Here is a 19689-nt window from a genome sequence, read left to right as displayed (position 1 = left end):
TGACTGTCTTGGGCTGAAACTGCAAGATTCGTACGTCAGGCAGATCGGCGATCAGAAATTCGGCTTGCCATTGGACGTTTAGACTAGTAAGGCGCAGCTCTGTCGTTGAAAGCGACAAGCATTGTGGAAGGCGAGCGTATCGCGATTCGCGGACCAGACCACACAACTGAATAGCCCTGATGACGCGTCAGAGGGGTGTTGGAAAAGGAGAAACCAAATGGCTAAGAAGCTTGCTGGTACGATGAAACTGCAGGTTCCTGCAGGTCAGGCGAACCCGTCGCCGCCAGTTGGTCCGGCGCTGGGTCAGCGCGGCATCAACATCATGGAATTCTGCAAGGCGTTCAACGCCAAGACCGCAGACATGGAGCAAGGCGCACCTTGCCCGACCGTGATCACCTATTATCAGGACAAGTCCTTCACCATGGACATCAAGACGCCGCCCGCGTCTTATTACCTGAAAAAAGCAGCTGGTCTGAAGCCGGTTGGTAAGCGTAACCGCCCCCGTGGCGCGGAAAACCCAGGTCGTGAGACCGTGGCAACCGTGACCTCGAAGCAGGTTCGCGAAATCGCCGAAGCCAAAATGAAAGATCTGAACGCCAACGATGTCGAAGGCGCTATGCAGATCATCCTGGGCTCGGCCCGCTCTATGGGCATCGAGGTGAAGTAAGATGGCAAAACTCGGTAAACGTACGCGCGCCGCGCGCGAAGCTGTCGCTGGCAAGGAAAACCTGTCGGTAGACGAAGCAGTTGCCCTGGTCAAAGCCAACGCAACTTCGAAATTCGACGAGACCATCGAAATCGCTCTGAACCTGGGCGTTGACACTCGTCACGCAGACCAGATGGTTCGTGGCGTTGTTGGCCTGCCCAACGGCACCGGTAAAGCGATGCGCGTTGCTGTATTTGCTCGTGGCCCCAAGGCTGACGAAGCGAAAGAAGCAGGCGCGGATATCGTTGGCGCAGAAGACCTGATGGAAACCATTCAGGGCGGCACCATCGAATTCGATCGCTGCATTGCCACCCCGGACATGATGCCGATCGTCGGTCGTCTGGGTAAAGTTCTGGGCCCGCGCAACCTGATGCCGAACCCCAAGGTTGGCACCGTGACCATGGACGTGAAAGCGGCCGTGGAAGCAGCCAAGGGCGGTGAAGTTCAGTTCAAGGCGGAAAAAGGCGGCGTCGTGCACGCCGGTGTTGGCAAAGCGTCATTCGACGAGGCCAAGCTGGTCGAAAACGTCCGTGCCTTTATCTCGGCCGTGGCCAAGGCCAAGCCGACAGGCGCGAAAGGCACTTACATGAAGAAAATCGCGCTGAGCTCGACCATGGGCCCTGGCGTGACTCTGGATGTTGCCGCTGCTTCGGGCGAATAAGCCCTATTGTTGCAACGCGAAGATGAAATCCCGGGTGGTGCGAACCGCCCGGGATTTTTTTCTTAAATTTGATCAGGCTGTCCGCGTTTAGGCCGCATTCAAGTGGCCTGCGCCAGGCGGAAGCTGCGGATTAAGACTGCGCGTGTCTGACCTCTACGGCTTAGATGTATGCGCGCAATACACCGGCCTCACGCGCGCTGATCGTTGGGGCTGCGGTGCGTCGAAACGCGTCGCTGACATCTTCGATTGATGGGAATAGCGCCAGGATTTCAGATTGTTGCGGGGACGACAGTGCGTATCTTGCGCTTTCGCCATAATAGTAGCTTTCTGTCAGCGCGCCGTTGGACCGGACAATGTGGTGTCGGTCGAACATGAAGTGGGTGTAGGTAATGCAATCCGTCGGGCGGATCGAAACCCCCGGCAGGCCACACAGGTGCTTGGCGGCCACGAACACTTCGGATGATCCAAAAAGCATGTCAGTGGCAGGAGAGCCGATCAGAATTCGATGCTGTTGCGAAACCACCAGCTCTTTCGTGTTCCCGATAGCGCCGACCTCGATCACCACCGGAGCAAACGGCCCATGACCATGAACCTCGGTCGTTCCGATCCAGAGGATAGGTTGAAATCCACTGTCCCGTGTCCAGACGCGTTGACCTCTGGTGAGGTCTTGAACCTCAACAATTCCGTCGGCAGTTTCGATAAGGGTTCCCGGCCCAAAACAGGTAACATAGTCTGCATAAGCCGACGACCCGGCATTCGAACCACCGGTTTTGACATACGACGTTCCAGACTCTAGCGGGGCAGATGTAGCATAGCCCCAAACGTTCTGCGTCACCCCACCTTGGGAAAATACATAGATGGTGATTTCTGGTCCGGTCGGGTTGAGATCGTCATCCAGGGCTCGCACAGTGATAATTGACTCGGATTCTACCTGCATGCCGTTTGTCACTATGCCGCCACCATCGGTGATGACGTGGCCAGCTGGCAGGTCATCGTCGAAAACGTCAGGGCTGCCAGCAGTGTCATCCAGTGTGATGGTGGTACCGGTGCCGCCCGAGTAGGTAAAGATGGTGCCATCCGGTGTGTCCGAATTGTTGATGATCGAGCCTCCGACCACGATATCGTTCGCGTCAGCTGTATCCGGGACGAATGTAGCGACCAGGCTGGAGCTGTCCTGAGCAAAAAAACTGCGGAGAACCATGTAAGCGACTTACCTTCTGTGTGGCGGTTATTGTCGGCCTAAACTGACAAACGCCGCGTGGGTTATGGTTTGGGATAACGTTTCTTGGGATGGTTCGGTCAACTAAGATTTGCGCGATGTCGCTCACAATCTCGTCATTTACGCTGACCATCCATCCAGCTCAACGGTGTTGGAACGCGACCAGCAGGCGATCGCCCAGTCTTTGCCGCTTGTCTCTTTCGAAATCGCTGCATTCGTGGTCGTTCCGCCACAAGGCCAACCAGTCTTTCAATAGCCGTCCGCGGAGACAATAATCCAAGACTTCAACATTGACAGGATGTCGGTAAAGGCGAAAGAACATGTCTTTGTTTCTTTTAAGTATACCGCTTCGGTCGACACCCGATGCGCCGCCATTCCGAAAGATATCCGCCTTCAGAAAATCGACGATATCGTAGACCGCCAGCTTGTCGCGGGCTTCGGTGAAATCCAGTCCGATCGTTTTCCCCTGTCCCACAATCAGGTTCTGCCCGTGATAATCGCCATGTGAAAACACGCGCAGGTCCTCGGTGCCCTTCAGGCGGGTCCCTTCGGACAGCATCAGGTTCACCATCGTCCGGCTTTGGTTCGCGATTTTATTAGGTACGGCCGTCATCAGCTCTTTCAAGCTGTCTGTCATCCACCTGGGGCGAAAGGCGTATCGAACAGGCGGGTTGCGACTGTGGAGATCGTTCAGCCACGACCCCGCGCGACGGTACACCTGGGCGACCTGATCATCGTCTTTGCTGTTGTAGATCAGATCAACGGCGGTTGGCCGATTGATGTATTCGGTCACCAGAAAAGCGCCACCTGGCGAGAGGTAAACGGGCCGGACAACGCGCGAAGTCTCATTGCCCTCAAAAAATCGGTACAGTTCGACGAGCAGGTCATATTCGTTCCGCAATCGCCCGGTGTCTGGCGATTGCGTGTCGATCTTAAGGGCGAAGGCCTGCGCTGCGGTATGCAGGATAACGACGGATCGCGTGTCGTCGAACGCATGCGATCGGTAGATGCATTCATAGCGGCGGATGGGCACTTTCAGGAACTGGTTTGAAAACTCGTCGATATACAAGGCGACGCGGGCATTTTCTTCGTCTGAAAGGGGCAGCGTTCCAGCCAACGGGCCAAGTCCTGAGTGCTATTGTCCAGTCTCCGGACAGGATAACAGTGCGATGTCCGTGTCAACGGAAAGTCGATGCTTGAATCTGCTTGATTTGGCGTTTGCGCGTCATATTCCGCAAATCCGCGCCTATGTGCACGCCAAGCCCCAAACGGGGTGGAAATCGTTTTCGACAGATGCTGTAGCGAACCTGCGGAAACCGCAATTTACCCCTTGGAAACCGGCCCCATCTGCCCTAAGTAGGGCTACGAAGTAAAGCGTGCGATTCGTCGTGCGCTTTATTTTGTTTCGTCCAAGACGGTGGGTGGTGCCATATGGCCCCTTAATTCCCTGCCTGAGACGGGTAAGACCAAAGAATTCTGGGGGGTCCAACCCTCGGGCGCATTTTGGCCAATCCCGTAACAACGGACCTGAACGCCGGAGCGAAAGCTGCGGCTAATATGAGCCGGGGTGAGATATCGCCCCAAACTTGGAGAGAACTGTGGATAGAGCCCAGAAAGAGAAAGTGGTCGAGGAACTCGGCCAAATCTTCGAAAGCTCTGGCGTCGTAGTGGTTTCGCACTACGCCGGTCTGACAGTTGCCGAGATGCAGGACCTTCGCGCACGTGCTCGTGACGCGGGTGGCTCCGTGCGTGTTGCCAAGAACAGGCTCGCCAAAATCGCCCTCGACGGAAAGCCATGTGAAAGCATTGCCGACCTGCTGACGGGTATGACCGTTCTGACCTATTCTGAGGACCCTGTGGCAGCAGCCAAAGTGGCCCAGGACTACGCCAAAGAGAACCAAAAGTTCGAAATTCTTGGCGGTGCAATGGGTGAGAACGCTCTGGATCGTGCCGGCGTCGAAGCCGTGTCGAAAATGCCTTCGCGCGAGGAGCTTATTGCTACTATCGCGGGCATGCTTGGCGCACCTGCTTCGAACATCGCTGGCGCAATTGGCGCACCTGCAAGCAACATCGCAAGCATCCTTTCCACCATCGAAGAGAAGGCGGAAGCTGCGTAAGCGGTTGGCACTGAATGATCTGCGTAGGGTAACCACCCTGACGTTGGAACACACACTGTAAACGGAAAGAGCTGATAAAATGGCTGATCTGAAAGCACTCGCAGAAAGCATCGTGGGTCTGACCCTGCTGGAAGCACAAGAACTGAAAACCATCCTCAAAGACGAATATGGCATCGAGCCCGCAGCAGGCGGCGCAGTTGTCATGGCAGCCGGTGGCGACGCTGGTGGCGCAGCTGAGGAAGAAAAAACCGAATTCGACGTCGTTCTGAAGAACGCCGGCGCTTCGAAAATCAACGTGATCAAAGAAGTTCGCGGCATCACCGGTCTGGGCCTGAAAGAAGCCAAAGAACTGGTCGAAGCTGGCGGCAAGATCAAAGAAGGCGTGTCGAAAGACGAAGCCGAAGAAGTCAAAGGCAAGCTGGAAGCAGCTGGCGCCGAAGTCGAGCTGGCCTAAGCCATTCGACAGGTGCATCGCTGATGTGCCGCAGAATTTGGCTGGATCCGGAGAAATCCGGGTCCAGCCGAACCTGTCTTAGAAAGGGCCTCTGAAAATTGGGGTGTTTTCTAAGACGCGGTTCGCGGATCGGGAGGCTGCCATTCGGGACGGTGGCCACGAATTGATCCGGACGTGTCGTCTCTAATGTGCAAGGCACCGGGGCCCGACGGTGTCTTTGTCCGCTGAGAACATCGAAAGGTGACATCTGACATGGCTCAAACGTTCCTTGGCCAGAAACGTCTTCGTAAATATTACGGCAAAATCCGCGAAGTGCTGGAGATGCCGAACCTCATTGAGGTCCAGAAATCTTCTTATGATCTATTCCTGCGCTCCGGCGATGCAGATGTGCCCACAGACGGCGAAGGCATCAAAGGCGTGTTCCAATCGGTCTTCCCGATCAAGGATTTCAACGAAACCTCCGTTCTGGAGTTCGTGAAATACGATCTGGAAAAACCTAAATATGACGTCGAAGAGTGCATGCAGCGCGACATGACCTACAGCGCGCCGCTGAAGGTCACTCTGCGTCTGATCGTGTTCGATGTCGATGAGGACACCGGCGCCAAATCCGTCAAAGACATCAAAGAACAGGACGTATTCATGGGCGACATGCCCCTGATGACGCCCAACGGTACGTTCATCGTGAACGGCACCGAGCGTGTGATCGTGTCCCAGATGCACCGTTCGCCCGGCGTGTTCTTTGACCACGACAAGGGCAAGACCCACTCTTCGGGTAAACTGCTCTTTGCTTGCCGCATCATCCCGTATCGCGGCAGCTGGCTGGACTTTGAGTTCGACGCCAAGGACATCGTGTTCGCCCGTATCGACCGTCGCCGCAAACTGCCTGTGACGACCCTGCTTTATGCGCTGGGTCTGGATCAGGAAGCGATCATGGACGCGTATTACAACACCGTGTCCTACAAGCTGGACAAGAAGAAAGGCTGGATTGCGCCCTTCTTCCCCGAGCGTGTACGCGGTACCCGTCCGACCTATGATCTGATTGACGCAAAATCCGGTGAAGTGATTGCCGAAGCCGGCAAGAAAGTCACCCCGCGCGCGGTCAAGAAACTGATCGACGAGGGCGTTGTCACCAATCTGCTGGTTCCGTTCGATCACATCGTTGGTAAGTTCGTTGCCAAAGACATCATCAACGAAGAAACCGGTGCGATCTATGTCGAAGCCGGCGATGAACTGACGCTGGAATACGACAAGGACGGCGATCTGATCGGCGGCACTGTCAAAGAGCTGATTGATGCAGGCGTAACCGATATCCCGGTTCTGGACATCGATAACGTCAATGTCGGCCCTTACATGCGCAATACCATGGCGCAGGACAAAAACATGGGCCGCGACACTGCGTTGATGGACATCTACCGCGTCATGCGCCCGGGCGAGCCACCCACCGTCGAAGCGGCTTCGGCCCTGTTCGACACGCTATTTTTCGACAGCGAGCGTTATGACCTGTCCGCCGTTGGCCGCGTGAAGATGAACATGCGTCTGGCCCTGGATGCGCCGGATACGCTGCGCACCCTGCGCCGCGAAGACATCGTGGCCTGCATCAAGGCGCTGGTTGAGCTGCGCGACGGCAAAGGCGACATCGACGATATCGACCACCTGGGCAACCGTCGTGTGCGTTCTGTCGGCGAACTGATGGAAAACCAGTACCGCGTTGGCCTGCTGCGCATGGAGCGCGCGATCAAAGAGCGTATGTCTTCGGTCGAGATCGACACCGTCATGCCGCAGGACCTGATCAACGCGAAACCGGCCGCTGCCGCTGTTCGCGAATTCTTCGGCTCGTCGCAGCTGTCGCAGTTCATGGACCAGACTAACCCACTGTCCGAAGTCACCCACAAACGCCGCCTCTCGGCGCTTGGCCCCGGTGGTCTGACACGTGAACGTGCGGGCTTTGAGGTGCGCGACGTACACCCGACCCACTATGGTCGGATGTGCCCGATTGAAACGCCGGAAGGCCCGAACATCGGTCTGATCAACTCGCTGGCCACCTTCGCCCGCGTGAACAAGTATGGCTTCATCGAAACACCCTACCGCGTCGTCAAAGACGCCGAGGTGACCGATGAGGTTCACTACATGTCCGCAACCGAGGAAATGCGTCACACCGTGGCGCAGGCGAATGCGACGCTGGATGCGGATGGCAAGTTCATCAACGATCTGGTTTCGACCCGTCAGTCCGGTGACTACACGCTCGCCCCGCGCGAGAATGTGGACCTGATCGACGTCAGCCCGAAACAGTTGGTATCGGTCGCCGCGTCGCTGATTCCATTCCTTGAAAATGACGACGCCAACCGGGCCTTGATGGGTTCGAACATGCAACGTCAGGCGGTTCCGCTGCTGCGGGCCGAGGCGCCGCTGGTCGGCACCGGTATCGAGGAAAAGGTTGCGATCGACTCGGGTGCTGCGATTCAGGCGAAACGTGCCGGTATCATCGACCAGGTCGATGCCCAGCGTATCGTTATTCGTGCTACCGAAGATCTGGAACTGGGCGACGCGGGTGTGGACATCTACCGTCTGCGCAAATTCCAGCGTTCGAACCAGAACACCTGCATCAACCAGCGTCCGCTGGTAAAAGTGGGTGACACTGTCACGAAAGGCGAGGTTGTTGCCGATGGTCCGTCCACCGATATCGGTGAACTGGCCCTTGGTAAGAACGTGGTCGTCGCGTTCATGCCGTGGAACGGGTACAACTACGAAGACTCGATCCTGATCTCGGAACGTATTGCGCGTGACGACGTCTTTACCTCAGTCCATATCGAGGAATTCGAAGTCGCCGCCCGTGATACAAAGCTGGGCCCGGAAGAGATCACCCGCGACATCCCGAACGTCGGTGAAGAAGCGCTGCGCAACCTCGACGAGGCGGGCATCGTTTACATCGGCGCGGATGTTGAGCCGGGCGATATTCTGGTCGGCAAGATCACTCCGAAGGGCGAAAGCCCGATGACCCCGGAAGAAAAGCTGCTGCGCGCCATCTTTGGTGAAAAAGCATCTGACGTCCGTGATACTTCGCTGCGCGTGAAGCCGGGTGACTACGGTACGGTCGTGGAAGTCCGCGTCTTCAACCGTCACGGTGTTGAGAAAGACGAGCGTGCGCTGCAGATCGAGCGTGAGGAAGTCGAACGCCTGGCCCGTGACCGGGACGACGAGCTGGCGATCCTTGACCGCAACATCTATGCGCGTCTGCAAGGTCTGATCCTGGGTAAAACCGCTGTCAAAGGCCCGAAAGGCGTCAAGGCGGGATCGGTGATCACCAAGGAACTGCTGGACATGCTGACCCGTGGTCAGTGGTGGCAGCTGGCACTGGAAGACGAAAAGGACGCACAGATCGTAGAGGCTCTGAATGAGCAATACGAAGTGCTCAAGCGCGCTCTGGATGCCCGTTTCGAAGACAAGGTCGAGAAAGTCCGTCGTGGTGACGATCTGCCGCCGGGTGTGATGAAGATGGTCAAAGTCTTCATCGCCGTGAAGCGTAAGCTGCAGCCGGGCGACAAGATGGCCGGTCGTCACGGAAACAAAGGTGTGATCTCCAAGGTTGTTCCGATGGAAGACATGCCGTTCCTGGCTGATGGTACTCCGGTTGACTTCTGTCTGAACCCACTGGGCGTGCCTTCGCGTATGAACGTTGGACAGATCCTTGAAACCCACATGGGTTGGGCCGCACGCGGTCTGGGTCTGAACATCGACGAAGCACTGGGTGAATACCGCCGTTCTGGCGACCTGACCCCGGTTCGCGAAGCGATGAAGCTGGCCTATGGCGAGAATGTCTATGAAGAAGGCATTGCAGGCATGGACGAAGGTCATCTGATCGAGGCGGCGGGCAACGTGACCCGCGGTGTTCCGATCGCGACCCCCGTCTTTGACGGAGCCAAAGAGGCTGACGTCAACGATGCGCTGGTGCGTGCGGGCTTCTCGGAAAGCGGTCAGTCGGTTCTGTTCGACGGTCGTACGGGTGAGCAATTTGCGCGTCCTGTGACCGTTGGCATCAAGTACCTGCTGAAACTGCACCACCTTGTGGATGACAAAATCCACGCGCGTTCGACCGGGCCGTACAGCCTGGTTACCCAGCAGCCGTTGGGTGGTAAGGCGCAGTTCGGTGGTCAGCGCTTTGGTGAGATGGAAGTCTGGGCTCTGGAAGCTTACGGCGCCGCCTACACCCTGCAGGAGATGCTCACCGTGAAATCGGATGACGTCGCCGGCCGGACCAAGGTCTATGAGTCGATCGTCAAGGGCGAGGATAACTTTGAAGCGGGCGTACCGGAATCGTTCAACGTTCTGGTTAAAGAAGTCCGCGGCCTCGGCCTGAATATGGAACTCCTGGATGCGGAGGAAGAGTAGGGGCGGCAACGCCCCAAACTCATCCCATCCCAATTTGTAAGGACGCAAAATGAACCAGGAAATCACCAATAACCCGTTCAACCCGCTGACGCCGCCGAAAGTCTTTGACGAGATCAAAGTCTCCTTGGCGTCGCCCGAGCGGATTCTGTCTTGGTCCTATGGCGAGATCAAGAAACCCGAAACCATCAACTATCGGACGTTCAAGCCCGAGCGTGACGGTCTGTTCTGTGCGCGTATCTTTGGCCCGATCAAAGACTACGAATGTCTGTGCGGCAAATATAAGCGGATGAAGTATCGCGGCGTTGTCTGCGAGAAATGCGGCGTGGAAGTCACCCTGCAGAAAGTCCGCCGCGAGCGTATGGGCCACATCGAACTGGCAGCACCCGTTGCGCACATCTGGTTCCTGAAATCGCTGCCGTCCCGCATCGGTCTGATGCTGGACATGACGCTGCGCGATCTGGAACGTGTTCTGTACTTTGAAAACTATGTCGTCATCGAGCCCGGTCTGACCGACCTATCTTATGGCCAGATGCTGACCGAAGAAGAGTACATGGACGCGCAGGATGCCTATGGCATGGACGCGTTCACCGCGAACATCGGTGCCGAAGCTATCCGTGAGATGTTGGCCCAGATCGATCTGGAAGCCGAAGCCGAGCAGCTGCGCGCTGATCTGGCCGAAGCAACCGGTGAACTGAAGCCCAAGAAGATCATCAAACGTCTGAAGGTTGTTGAATCTTTCCTCGAGTCGGGCAACCGGCCTGAGTGGATGGTGATGACCGTGATCCCGGTCATTCCGCCGGAACTGCGTCCGCTGGTTCCGCTGGATGGTGGCCGTTTCGCGACTTCGGATTTGAACGATCTGTATCGCCGCGTCATCAACCGGAACAACCGTCTGAAGCGTCTGATCGAACTGCGCGCACCTGACATCATCGTCCGCAACGAAAAGCGGATGTTGCAGGAATCCGTGGATGCTCTGTTCGACAATGGCCGTCGTGGCCGCGTGATCACCGGCGCCAACAAGCGTCCGCTGAAATCGCTGTCGGACATGCTGAAAGGTAAGCAGGGTCGCTTCCGTCAGAACCTTCTGGGTAAGCGCGTCGACTTCTCGGGCCGTTCGGTCATCGTGACCGGTCCGGAACTCAAGCTGCACCAGTGTGGTCTGCCCAAGAAGATGGCGCTGGAGCTGTTCAAGCCGTTCATCTACTCGCGCCTTGAAGCCAAGGGTCTGTCTTCGACCGTGAAGCAGGCGAAGAAACTGGTCGAGAAAGAGCGTCCCGAAGTGTGGGATATCCTCGACGAGGTGATCCGCGAACACCCTGTCATGCTGAACCGTGCGCCGACGCTGCACCGTTTGGGCATTCAGGCGTTCGAGCCGGTCCTGATCGAAGGTAAAGCCATCCAGCTGCACCCGCTGGTCTGTTCGGCCTTTAACGCCGACTTCGACGGTGACCAGATGGCTGTGCACGTCCCACTGAGCCTTGAGGCCCAGCTGGAAGCCCGTGTTCTGATGATGTCGACGAACAACGTTCTGTCGCCTGCAAACGGCGCGCCGATCATCGTTCCGTCGCAGGATATGATCCTGGGTCTGTACTATGTGACGCTGGAACGTGAAGGCATGCCGGGCGAAGGCAAGGTCTTTGGTTCGATCGACGAAGTTCAGCACGCGCTGGATGCAGGCGAAGTTCACCTGCACACCAAGATCACCGCGCGGATCACGCAGATCGACGACGAAGGCAACGAAGTTCAGAAGCGTTTCGAGACCACTCCGGGCCGTCTGCGTCTGGGTGCCTTGCTTCCGATGAACAACAAGGCGCCGTTCGAACTGGTTAACCGTCTGCTGCGGAAGAAAGAAGTGCAGCAGGTGATCGACACCGTCTACCGTTACTGCGGTCAGAAAGAGTCGGTTATCTTCTGTGACCAGATCATGTCGATGGGCTTCAAAGAAGCGTTTAAGGCGGGCATCTCGTTCGGTAAGGACGACATGGTCATCCCTGATGACAAGTGGGGCATCGTTGATGAGACCCGCAGTCAGGTAAAAGACTTTGAACAGCAGTACATGGACGGACTGATCACACAGGGCGAAAAGTACAACAAAGTTGTCGATGCCTGGTCGAAGTGTAACGACCGCGTAACCGATGCGATGATGGGCACGATCTCGTCTTCGGATCGGGCAGAGGATGGCTCCGAACAGGAACCGAACTCGGTCTACATGATGGCCCACTCGGGTGCGCGTGGCTCGGTTACTCAGATGAAACAGCTGGGCGGTATGCGTGGTCTGATGGCCAAGCCGAACGGCGACATCATCGAGACGCCGATCATCTCGAACTTTAAAGAAGGTCTGACCGTTCTCGAGTACTTCAACTCGACCCACGGTGCCCGTAAGGGTCTGTCGGATACCGCTCTGAAGACGGCGAACTCGGGTTACCTGACCCGTCGTCTGGTGGACGTGGCGCAGGACTGCATCGTTCGTGAGATCGACTGTGGTACCGAACGTGCGATCACTGCCGAAGCTGCGGTCAACGATGGTGAAGTTGTTGCATCTCTGGCAGAACGTGTGCTGGGTCGTGTTTCGGCCGATGACGTTCTGCGTCCGGGTACGGAAGAGGTTCTGGTCGCTGCGGGTCAGTTGATCGACGAACGCATGGCCGACACCATTGATGAAGCCGGTGTTGCGTCGATGCGCATCCGTTCTCCTCTGACCTGCGAGTCTGAGGAAGGCGTATGTGCCACCTGCTATGGTCGTGACCTTGCACGTGGTACGCGGGTCAACACGGGTGAGGCTGTCGGTATCATCGCCGCCCAGTCCATTGGTGAACCAGGTACACAGCTGACGATGCGGACCTTCCACATCGGCGGTGTTGCGCAAGGTGGTCAGCAGTCGTTCCAGGAAGCCAGCCAAGACGGTGTGGTTTCGTTCGAGAACCCGCAGGTTCTGGCCAATTCCGCAGGCGAAATCCTGGTTATGGGCCGGAACATGAAGCTGGTGATCAAGGACGAACACGGCGAGGAACGTGCCAGCCACAAGCTGGGCTACGGCTCCAAGCTGTTCGTCAAGGACGGCGCCAAGGTTGCCCGTGGCGACAAGCTGTTCGAGTGGGATCCCTACACCCTGCCGATCATCGCCGAGAAAGCCGGTACCGCGAAGTATGTTGACCTTGTTTCGGGCATTGCTGTCCGCGATGAGACCGACGATGCAACCGGCATGACCCAGAAGATCGTGATCGACTGGCGCGCCGCCCCCAAAGGCAGCGACCTCAAGCCCGAGATCATTCTGGTTGGTGAAGATGGCGAGCCGGTCCGCAATGATGCGGGCAACCCGGTTCACTATCCGATGTCGGTGGATGCGATCCTGTCGATCGAAGACGGTGAAAAAATCGAGGCTGGTGAAGTCGTTGCGCGTATCCCGCGTGAAGGCGCCAAAACCAAGGACATCACCGGTGGTTTGCCGCGTGTGGCTGAACTGTTCGAAGCCCGTCGTCCGAAAGATCACGCGATCATCGCAGAAGCTGATGGTTACGTGCGCTTTGGCCGCGACTACAAGAACAAGCGCCGCATCAGCATCGAGCCGGCTGACGAGTCCATGGAGACCATCGAGTACATGGTGCCCAAGGGCAAGCACATCCCGGTCGCCGAAGGGGACTTCATCCAGAAGGGTGAATACCTGATGGACGGTAACCCGGCTCCGCATGACATCCTGTCCATCATGGGTGTCGAAGCGCTGGCGGATTACATGATCGACGAGGTGCAAGACGTCTATCGCCTGCAAGGTGTGAAAATCAACGACAAGCACATCGAAGTCATCGTGCGTCAGATGCTGCAGAAGTGGGAGATCCTGGACTCAGGCGACAGCACTCTGCTGAAAGGCGAACATGTCGACAAGCAGGAGTTTGACGCAGCCAATGAGAAGACGTTGGCCCGCGGCGGACGTCCAGCTCAGGGCGAACCGATCCTCTTGGGGATCACCAAAGCCTCGCTGCAGACACGTTCGTTCATCTCGGCGGCGTCGTTCCAGGAAACCACCCGCGTGCTGACCGAAGCTTCGGTTCAGGGCAAGAAGGACAAACTGGTTGGCCTGAAAGAGAACGTCATCGTTGGTCGCCTGATCCCAGCCGGTACCGGTGGGGCCACTCAGGCCGTGCGCCAGGTTGCGCAAGGCCGCGACAACGTCGTGATCGAAGCCCGCCGGGAAGAGGCCGAAGCGGCCGCTGCTCTGGCTGCGCCGGTCATGGATGACGATATGGTCGGTGACGAGCTGGACGTTCTGGTGGAAACACCGGAAAGCCGCGAGTAACTTCCTCATCATAGAAATACGGAAAGGCCCTGCGATTTTGCGGGGCCTTTTCTTTTGCCCTTGGTGCGCTTTCACCCAATCGTGATACAACTGAATAGTCTCGAAGACAGCGACCCACTGACCAAGGGATGCATGATGCATATAATCAAAGGTGATTTGATACAGCTTGCACTGAATGGTGAGTTTGATGTCATCGTTCACGGTTGCAATTGCTTCCATGCGATGGGGGCCGGGATAGCACGGGCGATTGCGGTGGAATTCCCTGATGCGCTTGAGGCCGACAAGCAGACGGACCTTGGGTCCCGATCAAAACTCGGAACGATTTCTTCGGTCCAGATCACGCGGGGTACGACCGAGTTTGCGGTGGTTAATGCCTATACCCAGTTTCATTGGGAGGGGCCGGGGCCGCTTGTGGAATATGACGCGATCTCGGGTTGTTTTTCGAAGATTGCACGCACATTTCCCGCATTGCGGATCGGCTATCCGATGATTGGCGCAGGATTGGCTGGGGGTGATTGGGTTGAGATTGCCCAGCGCATAGACGCGGCCCTTGCCGGTATAAACCACACACTGGTGATCTTGCCCGACTGACCGACGGGTCCGTGGTTGCATATTGACATCTCACAAGGACTTACGGCCAATGATCCGTGTTTCTTTTGAGTATTGGATTCTGCGACTATGACCCCGAATGTGAAGGGCGCTATGCTGATGATGGGCAGCATGGCCGCCTTTACAGTGAATGATGCATTGATCAAAGTGGCGGGGGCAGACTTGCCGCTGTTTCAGATGGTTGCGATGCGTGGCCTCTTGGCGACGTTGTTGGTGTTTCTGATGGCGCGTCATCTTGGGGCGCTGCACCTGAACTTTCCGCGCCACGACAAGTGGCTTGTTGCTGCACGCTGCTTGGCCGAGTTGTCGGCCACATTCTTCTTTCTGACAGCGCTTTTGCATATGCCGCTTGCAAATGTAACGGCCGTTCTTCAGGCGTTGCCACTTACGGTGACATTGGGGGCTGTTTTGTTCTTTGGTGAACATATCGGCTGGCGCCGCATTCTAGCGATCGGGATGGGCTTTGCAGGAATGTTGCTGATTGTACGGCCGGGGCCTGATGGGTTCAGTCTTTACGCGATTTACGCTCTGATTGCCGTGGCATCCGTCACCGCACGCGACCTGATTACCAGGCGTATGTCCACCCATGTTCCGTCCTTGACGGTCACATTGGCGACGACGGTTTCCATTACAGTGGCCGCAGGGATCGCAACTGCAGTCACAGGGTGGGAGCCGGTAACGCCGGGCGCAGGCATAATGGTGGCCTCAGCCGCGGTCTTTGTTCTGACCGGATATCTTTGCAGCGTCATGGTCATGCGCGAAGGCGACGTCGGTTTTATCGCGCCGTTCCGGTATTCCAGCCTGATCTGGGCTTTGGGGCTGGGTTGGGTCATTTTTGGCGATTGGCCCGATACGATCACGATGTTGGGCGCTGTTCTGGTCGTGGGTGCGGGGCTTTTCACGCTGTTCCGGGAACGTCAGTCTCAACCTGCCGAGTGAGCCCGCCGCACCCTGTCCTGTTCAATGGCAAATCGCGCAATGAACTCGCCTTCTTGTTCCGGTGTCAGTGGGGACAGCTCGGTCTTGCTGGCGCGGGCATGGGGGGAGTCGTTGAAGTTGTTCAGCGTACGGACCCACATGGGCGCGTCGGGATAGCTGATTACGGGCATGAAACGACCGATCTTATGGTGCGTGAAGCTCATGATCGTGTGTTTGCAGCCGCCGGCAACATACATCCCCAACCCTACGCCCAAAAGGGACTGGAACACCTGGGTGGCGCGAATGCCATCCGGTCCAAAACGCGCCAGAAACCCGCTGTTGAAATCCAGTCCGACCGTCCGGCTATTCCTGGTCAGTCCTTTAGCGTCAATCGCCGCAAGGCGCAGACGTTCGACAAAGTCGACCGAGACGGCGTCATCGTCATCATGCCGGAACTGGAGGCACGGCTGATCCGGGTCGGTGCGGGCGCTGTGCAGAACCTCTTTGACAACTGGGCGATGCCGGGCTGGTGTGCGCTTGACGATGCGGGTCTGCCTGATGCCCGACGTGAGATCATACAGCCGGTCCATGGACTTTTTAGGAAGGCATTCACCGACTAGCACCACCAGCTCAAAGTCCTCGTCTGTCTGTTCCCGAAAACCGGGCAGGGTGGTGGTTTCGAACAGTCGAAACCGTTCTTCCAGCCGCTCTGGGTTATACAGGTATTGACGACGCTCTTCGACAGTTTCGTGTTCTACCTGATAACCGCCGATCGCGGGGTAGGAAAAGCGGCACAGGCCAATGACTTGCATGTTTCGTCCATCGAAAAGTTTCGCGGCCACTATGCAGAACTCCGCAATTGCCGGCAACGGACGAGTAGCACTGGAAGCTGCAGCTAAGTCTTGGTAAAACGCCGTCAATCGGCTTGTCGGGTATGTGCTGTTGACACTCGAGCCGACTCCCCATATACGCGCGTCATCTCGGTGCCGGGGGCCGCCCCACAACCGATTCCAGTAATGAACTGGTCAAGGCCCGGACACTTTTATCGTTCGCGCCCTCTGATAACAAACCGCGACGTTCACCTCGGAATGGGAACGCTCGCGGGTTTTGCGCTTGTGGACGCACGAACGCAGCAAGTTTAGCCGCACGCAATGCGCGTGCATGTCATGTGTGTTGCAAAACGGGGAAGAAACCGGAATGCCAACTATTCAACAGCTGATCCGCAAGCCGCGTCAGCCCAAAGTAAAACGCTCGAAGTCCATGCACCTGGAGCAGTGCCCGCAGAAACGCGGCGTCTGTACTCGTGTGTATACAACCACACCGAAGAAGCCGAACTCGGCTATGCGTAAGGTTGCCAAAGTGCGCCTGACCAACGGGTTCGAGGTCATCTCGTACATCCCCGGTGAAAGCCACAACCTGCAGGAACACTCGGTTGTTCTGATCCGTGGCGGCCGTGTAAAAGACCTTCCCGGTGTCCGTTACCACATCCTGCGTGGTGTTCTGGATACCCAGGGCGTCAAAGACCGTAAGCAACGTCGTTCGAAATACGGCGCGAAGCGTCCCAAGTAAGAAGGAGAGGCTGATATGTCACGTCGTCACGCCGCCGAAAAACGCGAAGTCCTGCCTGACGCCAAATTTGGCGACAAGGTACTGACCAAATTCATGAACAACCTGATGATCGACGGCAAAAAGTCGGTCGCAGAGCGCATCGTTTACAACGCATTTGACCGCGTTGAAGGCAAGATCAAGCGCGCTCCTGTCGAAGTGTTCCACGAAGCGCTCGACAACATCAAACCGTCGGTCGAGGTTCGCTCGCGCCGGGTTGGTGGTGCAACCTATCAGGTTCCGGTCGAAGTGCGCCCCGAGCGCCGCGAAGCACTGGCCATCCGCTGGCTGATCACTGCTGCGCGTGGCCGTAACGAAAACACCATGGAAGAGCGCCTTGCGGGCGAACTGCTGGACGCCGTACAGTCCCGCGGTACTGCCGTGAAAAAGCGCGAAGACACCCACAAGATGGCCGAGGCGAACAAAGCCTTCAGCCACTACCGTTGGTAATTCCAGAGGCTTATCAAAATGGCACGCGAATATACACTCAACCATTACCGTAACTTCGGTATTATGGCGCATATCGATGCAGGTAAAACCACCTGCTCGGAACGCATCCTGTATTACACCGGCAAATCCCACAACATCGGTGAGGTGCACGATGGTGCAGCCACCATGGACTGGATGGAGCAGGAGCAGGAACGCGGCATCACCATCACTTCGGCTGCGACCACCACGTTTTGGGAACGCACCGAAGACGGTGAAACTGCTGACTCGCCCAAGCACCGCCTGAACATCATCGACACCCCCGGCCACGTTGACTTCACCATTGAAGTTGAGCGTTCGCTGGCGGTTCTCGACGGTGCCGTTTGCGTTCTGGACGCAAACGCCGGTGTTGAGCCCCAGACCGAAACCGTGTGGCGTCAGGCTGACCGCTACAAGGTTCCGCGTATGGTGTTCGTCAACAAGATGGACAAGATCGGCGCGGACTTCTTCAACTGCGTTGCAATGATCGAAGACCGTACCGGCGCACGTGCTGTTCCGGTTGGTATTCCGATCGGTGCAGAAACCGAGCTGGAAGGCCTGATCGACCTGGTCACCATGGAAGAATGGCTGTGGCAGGGCGAAGACCTGGGCGCAAGCTGGGTCAAAGCACCGATCCGTGACAGCCTGAAAGACATGGCTGACGAATGGCGCGGTAAAATGGTCGAAGCGGCCGTCGAAATGGACGACGACGCGATGATGGAATACCTGGAAGGTAATGAGCCCGACGTTCCGACCCTGCGCGCCCTGCTGCGCAAAGGTACTCTGGAAATCGCGTTTGTTCCGGTTCTGGGTGGTTCGGCGTTCAAGAACAAAGGCGTTCAGCCGCTGTTGAATGCTGTGATCGACTATCTGCCCAGCCCGCTGGACGTTGTCGATTACATGGGCTTCAAACCCGGTGACGAAGAAGAAACCCGTAACATTGCCCGCCGCGCGGATGATGACATGGCGTTCTCGGGCCTGGCGTTCAAAATCATGAATGACCCCTTTGTTGGCTCGCTGACCTTTACCCGCATCTACTCGGGTACTCTGGCCAAAGGCGACACGCTTCTGAACTCGACCAAGGGTAAGAAAGAGCGTATCGGCCGGATGATGATGATGCACTCGAATGATCGTGAGGAAATCACGGAAGCATTCGCAGGTGACATTATCGCACTGGCAGGTCTGAAAGACACCACCACCGGTGACACCCTGTGTTCGACCGGCGATCCAGTGGTTCTGGAAACCATGACCTTCCCCGATCCTGTTATCGAGATCGCGGTTGAGCCGAAAACCAAGGCTGACCAGGAAAAGATGAGCCAGGGTCTGGGCCGTTTGGCTGCAGAAGACCCGTCCTTCCGCGTGGAAACTGACCTGGAATCGGGTCAGACCATCATGAAGGGCATGGGCGAACTTCACCTGGACATCCTGATTGACCGTCTCAAGCGTGAATTCAAGGTTGAAGCGAACATTGGTGCGCCGCAGGTGGCCTATCGCGAAACCATCGGTCACGAAGCCGAGATCGTTTACACCCACAAGAAACAGTCGGGTGGTTCGGGTCAGTTCGCCGAGGTGAAGATGATCATCTCGCCGACAGAGCCGGGCGAAGGCTATTCGTTCGAATCCCGCGTTGTTGGTGGTTCGGTACCCAAGGAATATATCCCGGGTGTCGAAAAAGGCATCAGATCCGTCATGGATAGCGGCCCGCTGGCTGGCTTCCCCGTGATCGACTTCAAAGTTGCCCTGATCGAAGGTAAATACCACGACGTGGACTCCTCGGTTCTGGCGTTTGAAATCGCGGCTCGTATGGGTATGCGTGAAGGCATGCGCAAAGCCGGTGCGAAACTGCTTGAGCCGATCATGAAGGTCGAAGTGATCACCCCGGAAGAATACACCGGCGGCATCATCGGCGACCTGACATCACGTCGGGGTCAGGTTTCCGGTCAGGAAAACCGTGGCAACGCCATCGCGATCGACGCGTTCGTTCCGCTGGCCAACATGTTCGGCTACATCAACACTCTGCGTTCGATGTCGTCGGGCCGTGCCCAGTTCACCATGCAGTTCGATCACTACGATCCGGTTCCGCAGAACATCTCGGACGAGATCCAGGCGAAATACGCATAGGCGAAGATTTGAGGGAGCTCTGTTCAGGGGCTCCCTTCATTACCGAAAAAGGAGGCCATCATGGCAAAGGAAAAGTTTGAGCGTAATAAGCCGCACGTCAACATCGGCACGATTGGCCACGTTGACCACGGCAAGAC

At 56.9% G+C, this 19689-nt stretch carries 14 protein-coding genes; 11 read left to right on the top strand and 3 right to left on the bottom strand.

Annotated features, from left to right (window positions below; genetic code table 11):
• Positions 1-217 precede the first annotated feature (217 nt).
• Positions 218-667, top strand: coding sequence for a 50S ribosomal protein L11 (rplK, locus tag AC2FGC_RS15425; protein ID WP_037314971.1), 450 nt, complete (start codon positions 218-220; stop codon positions 665-667).
• Between the two features lies 1 nt (position 668).
• Positions 669-1367, top strand: a complete 699-nt coding sequence (gene rplA / locus AC2FGC_RS15420; RefSeq protein ID WP_496726637.1) for a 50S ribosomal protein L1 — start codon at positions 669-671, stop codon at positions 1365-1367.
• Between the two features lie 160 nt (positions 1368-1527).
• Here the strand turns inward: rplA and AC2FGC_RS15415 are convergent, their stop codons facing one another.
• Positions 1528-2568 (bottom strand): Hint domain-containing protein, encoded by a 1041-nt coding sequence (locus AC2FGC_RS15415; protein ID WP_496782782.1) that lies wholly within the window; start codon positions 2566-2568, stop codon positions 1528-1530.
• Between the two features lie 160 nt (positions 2569-2728).
• Positions 2729-3703 (bottom strand): phosphotransferase, encoded by a 975-nt coding sequence (locus AC2FGC_RS15410; RefSeq protein WP_496722149.1) that lies wholly within the window; start codon positions 3701-3703, stop codon positions 2729-2731.
• A gap of 481 nt (positions 3704-4184) precedes the next feature.
• Between AC2FGC_RS15410 and rplJ the strand changes: the two genes are divergently transcribed.
• From rplJ to AC2FGC_RS15380, 6 genes are all read left to right on the top strand, one after another.
• Positions 4185-4703 (top strand): 50S ribosomal protein L10, encoded by a 519-nt coding sequence (rplJ, locus tag AC2FGC_RS15405; protein ID WP_058272482.1) that lies wholly within the window; start codon positions 4185-4187, stop codon positions 4701-4703.
• A gap of 79 nt (positions 4704-4782) precedes the next feature.
• A complete protein-coding gene (gene rplL / locus AC2FGC_RS15400; protein WP_037314964.1) occupies positions 4783-5157 on the top strand; it encodes a 50S ribosomal protein L7/L12 in 375 nt (124 codons plus the stop codon).
• A gap of 252 nt (positions 5158-5409) precedes the next feature.
• Positions 5410-9543, top strand: coding sequence for a DNA-directed RNA polymerase subunit beta (gene rpoB, locus AC2FGC_RS15395; protein WP_496726640.1), 4134 nt, complete (start codon positions 5410-5412; stop codon positions 9541-9543).
• A gap of 49 nt (positions 9544-9592) precedes the next feature.
• A complete protein-coding gene (gene rpoC, locus AC2FGC_RS15390; RefSeq protein ID WP_496782779.1) occupies positions 9593-13834 on the top strand; it encodes a DNA-directed RNA polymerase subunit beta' in 4242 nt (1413 codons plus the stop codon).
• Positions 13835-13969: 135 nt separating this feature from the next.
• On the top strand, positions 13970-14425 hold the full coding sequence (locus AC2FGC_RS15385; protein ID WP_496782776.1) for a macro domain-containing protein: 456 nt from the start codon (positions 13970-13972) through the stop codon (positions 14423-14425).
• Between the two features lie 87 nt (positions 14426-14512).
• A complete protein-coding gene (locus tag AC2FGC_RS15380; protein ID WP_496726643.1) occupies positions 14513-15382 on the top strand; it encodes a DMT family transporter in 870 nt (289 codons plus the stop codon).
• Here AC2FGC_RS15380 and AC2FGC_RS15375 read toward each other — a convergent pair.
• Entirely contained in the window at positions 15367-16173 is an 807-nt protein-coding gene (locus AC2FGC_RS15375; protein ID WP_496726647.1) for a putative rhamnosyl transferase, read from the bottom strand. The two genes, AC2FGC_RS15380 and AC2FGC_RS15375, sit on opposite strands and share 16 nt — an antisense overlap.
• 385 nt (positions 16174-16558) lie before the next feature.
• Between AC2FGC_RS15375 and rpsL the strand changes: the two genes are divergently transcribed.
• Genes rpsL through fusA form a run of 3 tightly spaced genes read left to right on the top strand, consistent with a single transcriptional unit; the run spans position 16559 to position 19552 of the window.
• Positions 16559-16930: a 30S ribosomal protein S12 gene (rpsL, locus tag AC2FGC_RS15370; RefSeq protein ID WP_005621086.1), complete on the top strand. Its 372-nt coding sequence runs from the start codon at positions 16559-16561 to the stop codon at positions 16928-16930.
• Positions 16931-16945: 15 nt separating this feature from the next.
• The gene (gene rpsG / locus AC2FGC_RS15365; protein ID WP_008756926.1) at positions 16946-17416 is read left to right on the top strand and encodes a 30S ribosomal protein S7; all 471 of its coding nucleotides are present in this window, start codon (positions 16946-16948) and stop codon (positions 17414-17416) included.
• An 18-nt stretch (positions 17417-17434) separates the two neighbouring features.
• Complete coding sequence (fusA, locus tag AC2FGC_RS15360; RefSeq protein ID WP_282120247.1) at positions 17435-19552, top strand: elongation factor G; 2118 nt, start codon at positions 17435-17437, stop codon at positions 19550-19552.
• The last annotated feature ends 137 nt before the right edge of the window (positions 19553-19689 follow it).

Source organism: Ruegeria sp. CDSC054, assembly GCF_059610645.1.
This window is presented reverse-complemented; position numbering and strand designations above follow the sequence as displayed.